This window comes from Altererythrobacter sp. CAU 1778 (assembly GCF_054482795.1).
The window spans coordinates 1,305,681-1,318,068 of record NZ_JBTLRP010000001.1 but is presented as its reverse complement, the minus strand read 5'-3'; the positions used below and the strand labels follow the sequence as shown (position 1 = coordinate 1,318,068).

The 12,388-nt window shown below is 63.8% G+C and carries 10 protein-coding genes; 3 read left to right on the top strand and 7 right to left on the bottom strand.

What is annotated here, in order from left to right; all coding sequences use genetic code 11:
- Positions 1-3 precede the first annotated feature (3 nt).
- From ACXYN8_RS06190 to ACXYN8_RS06175, 4 genes are read right to left on the bottom strand one after another with little or no spacing between them, the layout of a single operon-like run.
- Positions 4-1,713: an SIR2 family protein gene (locus ACXYN8_RS06190; RefSeq protein ID WP_458888446.1), complete on the bottom strand. Its 1,710-nt coding sequence runs from the start codon at positions 1,711-1,713 to the stop codon at positions 4-6.
- A complete protein-coding gene (locus ACXYN8_RS06185; protein WP_458888445.1) occupies positions 1,664-1,993 on the bottom strand; it encodes a hypothetical protein in 330 nt (109 codons plus the stop codon). The genes ACXYN8_RS06190 and ACXYN8_RS06185 overlap by 50 nt, the downstream gene beginning before the upstream one ends.
- A 7-nt stretch (positions 1,994-2,000) precedes the next feature.
- Complete coding sequence (locus tag ACXYN8_RS06180; protein WP_458888444.1) at positions 2,001-2,582, bottom strand: ANTAR domain-containing response regulator; 582 nt, start codon at positions 2,580-2,582, stop codon at positions 2,001-2,003.
- Positions 2,583-2,631: 49 nt separating this feature from the next.
- Positions 2,632-5,610, bottom strand: coding sequence for a VIT domain-containing protein (locus ACXYN8_RS06175; RefSeq protein WP_458888443.1), 2,979 nt, complete (start codon positions 5,608-5,610; stop codon positions 2,632-2,634).
- 170 nt (positions 5,611-5,780) lie between these two features.
- Between ACXYN8_RS06175 and purF the strand changes: the two genes are divergently transcribed.
- The 3 genes from purF to ACXYN8_RS06160 all read left to right on the top strand — a co-directional run bounded on the left by purF (position 5,781) and on the right by ACXYN8_RS06160 (position 8,463).
- Complete coding sequence (purF, locus tag ACXYN8_RS06170; RefSeq protein WP_458888442.1) at positions 5,781-7,253, top strand: amidophosphoribosyltransferase; 1,473 nt, start codon at positions 5,781-5,783, stop codon at positions 7,251-7,253.
- A complete protein-coding gene (locus ACXYN8_RS06165; RefSeq protein WP_458888441.1) occupies positions 7,253-7,969 on the top strand; it encodes an SDR family NAD(P)-dependent oxidoreductase in 717 nt (238 codons plus the stop codon). The genes purF and ACXYN8_RS06165 overlap by 1 nt, the downstream gene beginning before the upstream one ends.
- A 143-nt stretch (positions 7,970-8,112) precedes the next feature.
- Positions 8,113-8,463: a PilZ domain-containing protein gene (locus ACXYN8_RS06160; protein ID WP_458888440.1), complete on the top strand. Its 351-nt coding sequence runs from the start codon at positions 8,113-8,115 to the stop codon at positions 8,461-8,463.
- Between the two features lies 1 nt (position 8,464).
- Here the strand turns inward: ACXYN8_RS06160 and ACXYN8_RS06155 are convergent, their stop codons facing one another.
- The 3 genes from ACXYN8_RS06155 to ACXYN8_RS06145 are packed head-to-tail and all read right to left on the bottom strand — an operon-like array spanning position 8,465 to position 12,316.
- Positions 8,465-9,652 carry a serine hydrolase domain-containing protein gene (locus tag ACXYN8_RS06155; protein ID WP_458888439.1) on the bottom strand — a complete coding sequence of 396 codons (1,188 nt, stop codon included), beginning with the start codon at positions 9,650-9,652 and terminating at the stop codon, positions 8,465-8,467.
- Positions 9,649-10,887, bottom strand: coding sequence for a class I SAM-dependent methyltransferase (locus ACXYN8_RS06150; protein WP_458888438.1), 1,239 nt, complete (start codon positions 10,885-10,887; stop codon positions 9,649-9,651). Before ACXYN8_RS06150 ends, ACXYN8_RS06155 begins: the two co-directional genes overlap by 4 nt.
- A 43-nt stretch (positions 10,888-10,930) precedes the next feature.
- Positions 10,931-12,316, bottom strand: coding sequence for a cryptochrome/photolyase family protein (locus tag ACXYN8_RS06145; protein ID WP_458888437.1), 1,386 nt, complete (start codon positions 12,314-12,316; stop codon positions 10,931-10,933).
- Between the last annotated feature and the right edge of the window lie 72 nt (positions 12,317-12,388).

The following is a 12,388-nucleotide window of genomic DNA, read 5'->3' as shown; positions in this document are numbered from 1 at the left end:
GTCTCATAGACTTGCGCTCCGCTTGAAAGATTCGAGCAAGTCGGTGGCGTCGGTGGCATCCTCGATCACCGAGGTCATGCAGATTTCGCGCAGCATGGCCTTGCCGTCGCGACCATATTTTCCGCCCGGAAAACGTGCGTTGCGCTGCCGGGCAGAAGCGCTGAGCAACACCACTGTATTGTCGGTTTCGTTATCGACATGCCCATTCTGTAGCATGCTAAATGCGACATAGTCATTGGCGGCGAGGAACACGCGGGTTGTCTTGCCGTCCTGATGGAGCAGGATGGGCGTGTTGCCGGCGGCGTGGTTGGTGAGCTCCCAATCCCCGGTTTCGGCGCCACGACCCAACAGGGCCAGTGCGACGGAGGCCTGGCGAAGTCCGGTCGCCGCATTCACGCTACCGATCTGTTGGAGCGACTCGCGGCTGATCGGCAGATAGAGCCCATGGTCGGTGTTGCCATGCTGGAAGAGATCCTGGCCATGATTGAGTGCGCGGATCAGTGCGCGAACGAAGGCGAGCGAATCGGCTGCTGTCGCTGCGGCACCATCGCGCAGGTGCCGCAAACCAGTGGTGACGGCAGCTTTCTCATCCGCCAGCCACGCCGGAGGCAACGCCAGATCACAAAGGGCGGCCGCCTTTAATTCAAGGACACTGAGCAGCAATGCGATCAGTAGCGGCTTGGCGAAAGCTCGCACCTGCGCGTCACCTTCGATCGCAATGCGATTGGCATGATAGTCCGCTTCGCCATAGGCGCTGGTGAGCACGCCTTTCTGACCCTGTTTCAGTGCTTCTTCGGCAAAGACGAAGGCCTTAGGGACCGCCATCCAATCCCAGTCGCTGTGCTGGGCGCCCTCGACGAAAATCTCCTGAACATCATTATCCTGAGCCGAGAAGCCGATCATCAGGGTGCGGCGCTGCTGCACGAGCGTGACTAGATGGCCGCGCATGACGTTGTAAGCCGCGTTGTGTCGGTAGCCTTGAATCTGTGGCGTTCGGGCGATCAGCAACGGGCGATAGATGTCAGGCTCAACCACCGCCTTCACGGCGCAGCCATGATATTTGAGGAGCTTCGCGCGACCGCTGGCATCCTGAAAATCGCCGGCACGAATACAGACGTCCATCTGCGCTCCGACGGCGCCAGCCAAGTCCCGCTCGGCGGCTTCGATCAGATAATCCCAGTTGGCTGAGGAGATGTCTCGAAACGCGCCCTCAAGGGCCAGCATCACAATGCAGAGATGCTCAGCGTCAGGATCGTCGCCAGTAAAGCTGCCTTGCACATCAACGGCCTGCCAGAGCAAGAAGTCGGCGTCAGCTTCGCCCTCGAGCTGGGTCTCGAGGACTTCAGAATAAAAGCCTGCCAGCCGGCAAGTGATGGCTTTTCTGTCGTCCGCCGGCCAATCTTCGATCGGCTGGTCGAGATGCAGGAGTTGACGCTCCGGCGGCGAAAGCTGCGCAAGCACTTGGTCGAGCGCAATCTTGTAGCGGCAGGCATCGCTCGCCGGGTCCATCCGCGAGCGCAGATATTCTATGACGCGGCCGATCACGGCAGGAACACCGACCACCCGCTCGAGCGAAATGCCGGATCCGAGCCACAGCGCGTAGAGACCGCGCGCGACGCCATCTGCCAGCCCCGGAGAGCTCGTCTCCAGCAACTTCAGGGTTTCAGCAACTGTGATATCGCCCGCAGTTGGCAAACATCCCCCCGTGACCATGCCCCCGCATAGCTTTATTCGTCGCGGATTTGATCAGCGCACCGCCAGTCGCCAGACTAAATCGAATTTCATTGCCGATCCAGCTACTTTGCAGCGACACCGTGTGCAGCGTCCACGTATCCACTGACGCGGATTTGTTCAAGTCGACGCGGTTCAATCCGGCGCAGTTCTTGCGCTTCCGAATAACCGTCCGCTTGTAGTGATCGGATGCAGCAGCAAAACATAGCACCGAAAATGGCAGCGATGACTTTGGGAATGCCTCATAGTCGTCAAGCAGCAAGCGGCCCCTAGGCGAAATGGCCGCCCCGCCCTCGAACCGGACTGTCCGAAACCGCGATGGACGCGATGCGGCGGTTCGAATCCATCGCCTTGCGGCGCAGTTCGGCATAGGCTTGGGGCTCCGAGCATTTGCGTTCGTTCATCAGGATGCGCTTGGCACGATCCACGGTTTCGCGCTCCTGCAGACGTCCGCGCGCCTCCGCCAAATCCTCTTCGAGGCGAGCGAAGGCGTTGAACCGGCGGATCGCCAGGTCGAGCAGCGGGCGGATACGCGGCGCGGCCAGACCATCCACCACGTAGGCGGACACGCCGGCGTCAATGGACGCCGCAATCGCCTCGTCATCGCTTTCGTCGACGAACATGGCGATTGGCCGCGCCAGTGCGCGGCTGACGGCGAAGTATTCCTCGAGCACATCGCGCGCCGGATTGCCGAGATCGATCAGTACGATGTCCGGTTCTATCTCCGCTATCCGGGCGATAAGGCCCGTGCGGTCCGACAGGACGAAGATCTCGGCGTCGTCGAAATGACGCAGCCCGTCCTCGATGATCGAGGCCCTCGCCCTGCTTTCGTCGATGACGGCGATCCGCATGGTGCCGTTGTGCGGCGCAACATGGCGTTTGGCAAGGCGAGAGAGCGCCCTACTCCACCGTGATCGTACCCACCAACCTGCGACCGTCGGCATCGGGCCGCATTTCAACGTCGATCACGCGTTCGCTCTGTTGCGGGGTTGCGAAGCCGCGAATGAGGCGAACCGTCGCGGTCGAAGGGCCGTTTGGATCGCGCCGGTCGGCGGCGAAGGTCTTCAGTTCGATCCGATAGGTGCCGTCAGGCGCCTTCTTGATCGCATATTCCTCCGGTCCGTAGCCCAGCGTGATGTCGTGCAGATAGCGCGCCCCGGTCTTGGAGTTGCGGTTGTTGAAACCGACTTCCTCGCGCGAGGGCTCGCGCACCCACAGGTCGATATCGGTGCGCGGCGTGTTCCATTGCGATACCACGCGCAGGTCGAGCGGCAGGGCGTCGATGAACTTCCTGTCCAGCGTCACCTCCTTCGCATCCGCCCCGCCCAGCGCGACGATAAGCGCATTGGCTTCTGCCAGAGCGAATTCGTTGACCCGCTGGTACTCGCCCGGCCAGCGTTCCATCGCGACCTTGGTCATCAGCTCCAGCGCCTTGGCCGTGTCGGCACGATTGCCGGTGTCGCGCCCGCGCTTGGCATAGGCATCGGCCAGCGCCATCCACGGATGCGGGCGCTCCGCCTCGCGGTCGGTCAGTTGTTCGAGCAGCCAGATCGCGCGCGCCGCATCACCGTAGCGCAGCAGCCGCTGGGCGACGATGTAGAGCGTCAGATTGTCGCGCGAGGGCAGGTCGAGCGCGGCCTCGGCAGCGCGCATCGCCTCGACCTTGCGGCCCTTGGAGAAGTGCCACTCCGCGAGGTCGAGATAGAACAGCGGCAGTTCGCCGTTCTCTTCCTCGGTGCGGCGCACGGCGTCGGCCCAGCCGGAACCGGCCTTGTCCCATGTGTCGATGTAATCGCGGTCGGCAGACCATTCGGCTGTGACGATCTGGACGCCCTGCCCGGCAGGACTGCCTTCCAGCCCGACGTATTCTGCGGAAGCGTCAGCCGCGGATTCCTCGACATCGACAGTCGTCACGCGCTCGACACTCTGCCGCACGGCCCGTCCGGTCACGACTATGTTTTCGGGCTTGGCTTCTTCGTCCGGCATCGGGCGCGTCTGGACGGCGACGGGAGGCGGCGGAGCCACGGGCGGTGGGGGCGCCATGACCGGCACGGGCGGAGGTGGCGGCGGAACCGGCATATTCGGATCTCGGCGCGAGCCCGTCAGCACGATCTCGTTGCTGTTGTCCGACCATTTGCCGGTGCGCCACCACTCCTTGCGCTGCTTCCACATCGCTTCGAGCCCTGCGTAATGCTGCGTGTCCATCGCCTTCGCGTTGGCCGCGTTTTGCGCGACGAGACGGTCATATTCCGCGCGCAGGGGCTTGGGGTAGGAATCCGGCGGAGTAAAACCGCTGTCGGCATAGTCCCACGGCGTTTCGAGCACGATGAAGCTGACGCCCGGCGTCGCCACCGACCAGCGGCGCGCTTCCTCGGCGATTTCCTCGATGCTGCGCCCGTCCTGCATCAGCGAGAGGCGCTGCGAGGCCCACAGCGCGCCCGGTGCGGCGAACATGGGCACGGCGCGGCGGTTAACCGGGATGCCGCGGCCATTCACTTCGATCCGCATATCCTCCGGCATCTGGCCGACCATGCGAAAGCGTCCGTCCGGCGCAGGAAGTACGCGGACGGGTATCGCGGCGCCCGAACTGTCAGTCAGGCGCGGCAGGTTCGGCGCAGACAGAAGGGCATCGACAGGCGACCCCGCACCTTCGTCGCGCAAATCGACGAACGAGCCACCCTGCAAGCGCGCCTGCGCCTCGAGCCAGGCCTTGTCCGCCTCCGCCCCGGAAGTGACCGTACTCAACCGGCAGGACGTGCGGCTGAAATTCGCGCGGTCGCCGATGGTGGCGCGCCCGTCAGAAAATAGAACGCAGGTGCCGGTAGCGTCAGCGATTTCCTCAGGGAGCGCTTCGTAACTGGTTCCGCCCGCGTAGCGCACCTTGCCGAGGGTTTCTGCAATGTCCCCTGCATCGACGCTCAAGCGTTCGATCGAGCGACTGTCGAACAGGACGAGGTTGACCTTGCCAACGCGCAGCCGCTGGGCGAGCGTCTGGGCAAGATCAGCCTCGGCGGCGAGGTCGTCGTCGAGCCGCGAGACGGAACGGTCCCACAGGATCGTCAACGGTCCGCGGGCCGAAGCATCGCCGCGCGGTGCCTCGCCCGCCAACTCGAAGAACTGGCCCTCGCCCGGATGCTCGCTCAGCGTGAGGCCATCCCCGGAAGGGGCGCGGAACTCAATATCGCCGGTCACGCTGCTATTGGTGCCGCTGGCGATCCAGGCCCCGCCGGATTGCGTCCAGTCGATGCCCTTGCCCGGCGCAGTTTCACTGCCTTCGACACGAAGCGAATATGTCTTCACGGTCTGCGTGTTGAGCGGCAGGCGATAGGTCCCGTCCGCCTCCAGCGGGCTGGCGAAGAGGATGCGAATGGTTCGGCCGTTCTGCGGGAAGATCGGGTAGACGCGGGTTTCGAAGCGGTCGGAAAAGCTGACCTCCGCAAGGCCAGGATCGATCCGGCGAACCACGCGCCGTTCGAATGCCTCGCGCGCCCGGTCGCGGGGTTGGAGGACGCCTTCGATCATCTCGCCGCCGACGTCGAGCGCATAGCCGGTGAGGACGCTACCCTTCGGCAGGTCCATCGCGAACTGGCCTTCGAGCGTGTCGTTGCCGGGATTGTCGAACCGCACGGTCATCTCGGTCATCGCGAGCCCGCCGTGAGTCATCACGTTCACATCGAGTGAACCAATCTGCAACTGCTTGCTATCGGCCCCGACCACACCTTCAACGGTAGCGGTCAGGCTGGGCGACACCGTGGAGGCCCGGTCCTCTTTCTGGGCCGACAGGACAGCGGGAACGCTGATCCCGACCAGTCCGATAACCCCTGCAATAAGTCCGAGCCGCATAATCGACCCCTCCAGATAGCCATTCACTCGTTTCATCGCTGCCCTGCCTCACCTGAACGACTCATTACCGTTATATAATACTATCACATTATATCGGGGGTCAAGTTGCTGTACGCTCCGAAGCCTGCGCCAGCCCCTTGTAAATGCGCGCGCGAACCGCCATTGAAGCGGCCCCTGCGCAACCCCCAATCGGGCAGACCATCGGCATGAACCTGACGAACCCTTTCCTCGACGCGGACGGCGACAAGCTCCGCGAAGAATGCGGCGTCTTCGGCGTCATCGGCGCGCCCGAAGCGGCGCCCGTTGTTGCGCTCGGCCTGCACGCCTTGCAGCATCGCGGACAGGAAGCGGCAGGCATGGTCAGCTTCGACGGGAAGGAATTCTTCACCCGTCGCGGCCTCGGCCACGTTGTCGCCAATTTTTCCAGCGCAGAAGCGATGGCGGAACTCCCCGGTGCAATGGCAGCGGGACACGTTCGTTATTCGACCACGGGCGGCTCGGGCCTCCGCAACGTGCAGCCGCTCTACGCGGACCTTGCCGCTGGCGGCTTCGCCATCGCGCATAACGGCAATATCTCCAATGCCGCCGCGCTGCGCCGCGATCTGGTGGCCAAGGGATCGATCTTCCAGTCGACCTCCGACACGGAAGTCATCATCCATCTGGTCGCGACGAGCCGTTATCCCACCGTGCTCGACAAGTTCGTCGACGCACTGCGGATGGTGGAAGGCGCCTATTCGCTCATCTGCATGACGCCCGAAGGCATGATTGCCTGCCGCGACCCGCTGGGCATCCGCCCGCTGGTGATGGGCAAACTCGGTGACGCAGTCGTCTTCGCCAGCGAAACCGTGGCGCTCGACGTGGTTGGCGCGGAATTCATGCGACAGGTGGAACCGGGCGAGCTGATCCAGGTCAGCCACGATGGCTCGATCAAGCAGCATCGCCCCTTCGGCAATCATCCCTCGCGGCCGTGCATCTTCGAGCATGTCTATTTCAGCCGACCGGATTCGGTGTTCGACGACCTTTCGGTCTATGCGGTTCGCAAGCAGATCGGCGCGGAACTCGCCTCCGAATCTCCGTGTGAGGCGGATTATGTCGTGCCCGTGCCCGACAGCGGCGTGCCTGCCGCGATCGGCTATGCCCAGCGCAGCGGTATTCCGTTCGAGCTGGCAATCACCCGCTCGCACTACGTCGGTCGCACTTTCATCCAGCCCAGCGACGGCGCGCGCCACGCGGACGTGAAGCGCAAGCACAATGCCAACCGGATGCTGGTGGAAGGCAAGCGCATCGTGCTGATCGACGATTCGATCGTGCGCGGCACGACCAGCCTCAAGATCGTGCAGATGATGCGCGATGCCGGCGCGAAGGAGGTCCACATGCGGATCGCCAGCCCGCCGACCAGCCACAGCTGCTTCTACGGCGTCGACACGCCCGAACGTTCCAAACTGCTTGCCGCGCGCATGGAAGTGAAGGCGATGGCGGAATTCATCCATGCCGACAGCCTCGCCTTCGTGTCGATCGACGGCCTTTACCGCGCCGTCGGCGTCAAGGGCCGCAACGCCGATAGCCCGCAATATTGCGATGCGTGTTTCACCGGCGACTATCCCACTCCGCTGACCGACCTGACGGAACGCGAAGGCAAGACGGCCCAACTGACTTTGCCGGTCGGCAAGGTAGCCTGATGTCCGCAGACAAGCCGTTCGACGGCCAGCTTGCGCTGGTCACGGGTGCCAGTCGCGGTATCGGCGCAGCCGTTGCCAAGGATCTTGCCGCCAAGGGCGCGCAGGTCGTCATCGTGTCGCGAGATGCCAAGGCGCTCGAAAAGGTCGAGGACGAGATTCACGCCGCGGGAGGCCACGCGATTATCGCGCCGATGGACCTGGCGGAGCAGGATGCCATCCCCCGTCTCGCGGCCGCGCTGGCGGAGCGGTTCGAGTCGCTCGACCTGCTGGTGCTATCCGCCGCCGTCCTGCCCAGCCTGACGCCCGTTACGCAGATCGATGCAAAGCAGTTCGGCAATGCGCTGACGGTCAACGTGCTTGCAACCCAGACCCTGCTCGCCTCGCTCGATCCGATGCTGAAGCGCAGCAAGGACGCGCGTGTCGTCGGACTGACCAGCAGTGTCGGCGAAGCGCCGCGCGCCTACTGGTCCGCTTACGGGTCCACCAAGGCGGCGTTCGACAATCTGCTGGAAAGCTACGCGCAGGAAGTCGCCAAGATCGGACACATCCGCGTCGCCATCGTCGACCCCGGCGCGACCCGGACGCAGATGCGCGCACGCGCCTATCCGGGCGAAGATCCGAAGACGGTCAAGCAGCCCGAGGTCGTGGCAACCCGCCTCTCGGAACTCGTGCAATCGGACTTCACGACCGGACATCGAGAGCGCGTGGACGGCTGATTACCGCCATCGTTGGCGCGCCGTTAACCATTCTCTTTCAGACGCTCTAAACCCTTGTCAGCGGATACGTGGGTGACTGGCCCGTCGCGCGCGGGCTGGTTTCGCAATCCTGCGAGGGGCCCGCGCGAGCGAAAGGGTGGACTATGACCGTGGATTCACGCGACAAATATGCGCTGGCAGCGCAGGAAGACCGCTCTGCCCCGCGCACGCGACTCGTCATTCCGGCGCAGCTTCGCCAGTCCGGCGGACGCGGATTCCAAACGGTCGTGCATGATCTGTCGTTGTCGGGTTTCTCCGCCACTGCCGTAAGCCGCATGCACATGGGCGCGATATGCTGGCTGACCCTCCCCGGCCTCGAGTCCCTGCAGGGCGAGGTGATCTGGTGGGAGAACAATCTGGTCGGCTGCGCTTTCAGCCAGCTGCTCAGCCCGATCGTTCACGACAATCTGCTCGAGCGTTACCGCCAAGGCACGCCGCAGCCGCGCGCTTTCTAAACTAGTCGGCGGCGATCTGCGCGACGAGGTCGCGGAACGCCTGCCGGTTCGCATTGCTGGTCGCCGTCGGCCAGTTGCTTACCACGGCCACCACCAGGTTCTTTTCCGGCACGATGGTAATCGCCTGCCCGAAAATACCCTGCGCGCCGTAGCCCTGCGGGTAGGCCCACCACTGGTAGCCATAACCGAAACCCGGCGCGTTCGGACCGAAGCTCACCTGTGCCTTGCTCGCTTGAGCGAACCATCCCGGCGGAACGGTGCCGTTCCCGCCTTCGAGCACGAACTGCCCGAAACGCGCGTAATCGCTCAGCCGCAGTGAGATACAGCAACCCGCGATATTGCTTCCAGTGAAGTCGAGCATCCAGAACAGACTGCCTTCGAAACCAGCAGGCCGCGCGATCTTCTCCCCAGCGTAATCCGCCAGCGAACGGCCCACCGCACGCTCCACGATCAGGCCGAGAAGGTTGGTCTCCAGCGTCTTATAGACCCACTTCTCGCCTGCCGGAGCCTCCCGCCCAAGCGTGCGGGCGTAAGTGATTATCATCGATTCGCCCTCGACCGGGTCGATGGTCAGCATTTTCGCGACGTCACTGTTTGGGTCGGTGTAGTCCTCGTTCCACTTCACGCCCGATGTCATCGTGGCGATCTGGCCGACCGTGACGCCATCGTAGGCGGTTCCAGCCAGTTCAGGGACGATCTCGGTAACAGGCGTTTCGAGGCTGGCGATCTTGCCATCGAGGATCGCCGCACCGAGCAGGGTCGAGGTGAAGCTCTTGGCGACGGAGAAGCTGGTCCAGCGCCCGTCCGGCCCGAAGCCGAGACCGTACTGCTCGAACCGCACCTTGCCATCCTGCAGCACCATTAGCCCGGCAGCATTGGTGCCGGCGATGAAGTCATGCGCAGCCTTGCCGGTGGCGGCAGGCAGCGCCTCGCCCTGCGGCATCACCCGCACCGGGCCGGTCTGCGCCGCTTCGAGGCCCGTGAAGAGGCCTTCCATGTTGCGGAAAGCGGCGGAGCGGCGCTCGTCGCTCCAGAACAGGATAGAATTGGCTGCGCTGCGATCGACCGCTGTTTCGGGCACCGACTGCGTCACGATGGGCGCCACATCGGCGCTATAATTCGCGGGGCTCGCCATGCATGACGCCAGCGTCAGCGCACTCGCGGCGATTGCCAGTTTGCGGAACATCATTGCTCTCCCTTGATCAGCGTGACCTGATGGACGTCGATCCCGCCACCATGAAAACCGCCCTCGCAATATTCGAGGTAGTAACGCCACAATCGCACGAAGCGTTCGTCGAACCCCGCCGGAAGCCGCCCCGCCTCCGCCGCGGCGTCGAAGGCGATGCGCCACGCCTTGAGCGTATCGGCGTAGTCCAACCCAAAATCGCGCTGGTCGGTCCAAGCCAACTTGCGCGCTTCGGCCAGTTGCCGGAACTCGCTGGTGCGGATCAGCACGCCGCCGGGGAAGATGTAGGCCTGGATGAAGTCGGCGCTCTTGGCATAGGCATCGTACACTTCGTCGCGCATCGAGATATACTGGATCGCTGCCCGCCCGCCGGGCCGCAGATTGCGGTCGAGGCTGTCCATGAAGGCTGGCCAGTATTCGCGGCCCAACGCCTCGACCATCTCTACGCTGACGATGGCATCGAACTGGCCCGCGACGTCGCGGTAATCCTGCTTACGGTAGTCCGGGCCGGGGTTATGCGCCCGCGCCCATGCCAGCTGCTGGTCGGAGAGGCTGATCGCCGTCACCTCCGCCCCGCGCCCGTCCAGATAACCGGCCAAGCCGCCCCAGCCGCAGCCGATTTCCAGCACCTCGCGCGCATCGCCAATCCGCCGCGCCAGTTCGTCCCACTTTGCGCGCTGGGCGTCTGCGAGGCTCTGCACAGCGCCAAGCGCGCTCGAATAGCTCATCGTCTCGTCGAGCCATTGCGCGTAGAATTCGTTGCCGAGATCGTAATGCGCGGCGATGTTTCGCTGCGCGCCTGCGATGTCGTTCCGATTGAGCAGATGCGCGATTTTCGCCGCCCATCGGAACGGCCCCTTGGCGCGGCCTATGTCGCCGAGCGAGAGGGCATTATCGCTGAAAAGCGCGAAGACGTCAACGAGGTCGTCGCTGGACCACTCGCCCGCTTCCCAGGCCTGGTACCAGCCGATCGAGCCGTTGGTGGCGAGCCGGAGCAGTCCGCGCCAGTCGTTGAGCGCAATCTCGACCTCGAAACCGGGCGCGCGTCCGCCCAGCCGCCGCGTCGTGCCGTCCGGCAGGCGACCGACGATAGCGCCGCGTTCTATACCTGCGTCCAGCCGGTCGAGCATCTTGTGGAAGCCGGGCGCGAAGGCCCGCGCCAGAAGGCCGGGCGAGCGTTCGAACCGCTGCCCCCCTGCCAGAAGGTGCTGGCCGCCTGTCATCCCCTCTGCATTCATGCGCGCCTCTATGGCGTGACCTGAACAGACGGGCAAGAAGGGTTCAGCCGTTCTTCGCCTCGCGGTAGGCCGAAAGCGCTCGCTCCCGCGCTTCCTTGTGGCCGATCATCTTGGCCGGGTATTTGCCGCGCCTGTTATCGGGCGGATCGTGAATGCACGCCTCCTCGCAATTCGCCAGTTCGGGCACATATTCGCGGATATACCCCGCCGCGTCGAACTTCTCGCTCTGGCTGAGCGGCGCCATGATGCGGCTGAACATATTGCTGTCGACGCCGGTGCCGGAAATCCACTGCCAGTTGACGCCGTTGTTGCCGTAGTCCGCGTCGACAAGGCAGTCCCAGTACCATTGCTCGCCCTGCCGCCAGTCGATCAGCAGATGCTTTACGAGAAAACTGGCGCAGATCATGCGCACGCGGTTGTGCATCCAGCCGGTCTGCCACAGCTGGCGCATCCCAGCGTCGACGATGGGGTAGCCGGTCATTCCCCTCTGCCACGCTTCGAGGTCTTCTTGGATCAGGTGCCCGCGGCTGGGGTGGCGCCACAGAGTCTGCTCGTCGTAATCGCGGTAGCTTTCCTTGGGATAGGCCGGGAACTGGCAGATCACGTTCTGGGCATAATCGCGCCAGATGATCTCCTTCTCGAAAGTCTTCCAACCCTGGCTGCGCTTGTCCTTCATGCGGTGCCATATCTGGACCGGCGAGATTTCGCCCCAGTGGAGGTGCGGCGACATCCGGCTGGTGGTGTCCTGCGAAGGCAGATTGCGCCCATCGTCGTAGTCGTCGACGTGATCTAGCCACCAGTCGAGGCGGTCGTGAGCCGCCTCCTCGCCCACTTCCCAGAAATTGGCGATCCCGCCCGACCAGTCGGGCTTCGTGGGCAGCAAGGCCCAATCATTCAACGCGTCACTTTTCGGCCAGCTATCCGGGTGCGTGAAGCTGTCGGGCGCAGGCAGTTCATCGCGCGGCGGCATCTGTTCGAGCATGGCGCGGGCAAAGGGGGAGTAAATCTTGTACGGATCGCCCGATCCGGTTGTGACGTGACCGGGCGGGAAAAGATAATTCCCGTCGTAAAGCTGCAAGTCCAGCCTATCGGCCAGCGCCCCCTGCGCCTTGCGCCACCACGGTTCGTAATGGCGGTTGGCGTGGATGGTTTCGGCCCCGACCTCCTCCGCAATCTTAGCCAGTTCGTCCGCGGCATCGCCGCGTCGAAGTGTGATCGGCACGCCATGCTTGCCAAGACTTTTGCCAAGGCTTTGCAGCGAATGATGCAGCCACCAGCGCGACGCACCCCCATAGGCATGATCGCCCGCAGCATCGTCGTCGAGGATGTAGACCGGCACCACCGGCCCTTCCTGAGCTGCGTGATATAGCGCGGGATTGTCCGCCATGCGAAGGTCGCGGCGGAGCCACACGATTTGCGGTTTTGTCATTCCTGCCCCTGTTATCCCTGCCCCTGCTTTGCCGGCAGGTGCGATGGGAACGAGGGGCCGCGCCGAAGGGTT

Bases quoted from the DNA above. Each gene is read 5' to 3' on its own strand.
- ACXYN8_RS06175 (WP_458888443.1), bottom strand. From the start codon at position 5,610: ATGAAACGAGTGAATGGCTATCTGGAGGGGTCGATTATGCGGCTCGGA.
- ACXYN8_RS06160 (WP_458888440.1), top strand. From the start codon at position 8,113: ATGACCGTGGATTCACGCGACAAATATGCGCTGGCAGCGCAGGAAGAC.
- ACXYN8_RS06165 (WP_458888441.1), top strand. From the start codon at position 7,253: ATGTCCGCAGACAAGCCGTTCGACGGCCAGCTTGCGCTGGTCACGGGT.
- ACXYN8_RS06150 (WP_458888438.1), bottom strand. From the start codon at position 10,887: ATGAATGCAGAGGGGATGACAGGCGGCCAGCACCTTCTGGCAGGGGGG.
- ACXYN8_RS06180 (WP_458888444.1), bottom strand. From the start codon at position 2,582: ATGCGGATCGCCGTCATCGACGAAAGCAGGGCGAGGGCCTCGATCATC.
- purF (WP_458888442.1), top strand. From the start codon at position 5,781: ATGAACCTGACGAACCCTTTCCTCGACGCGGACGGCGACAAGCTCCGC.
- ACXYN8_RS06155 (WP_458888439.1), bottom strand. From the start codon at position 9,652: ATGATGTTCCGCAAACTGGCAATCGCCGCGAGTGCGCTGACGCTGGCG.
- ACXYN8_RS06145 (WP_458888437.1), bottom strand. From the start codon at position 12,316: ATGACAAAACCGCAAATCGTGTGGCTCCGCCGCGACCTTCGCATGGCG.
- ACXYN8_RS06190 (WP_458888446.1), bottom strand. From the start codon at position 1,713: ATGGTCACGGGGGGATGTTTGCCAACTGCGGGCGATATCACAGTTGCT.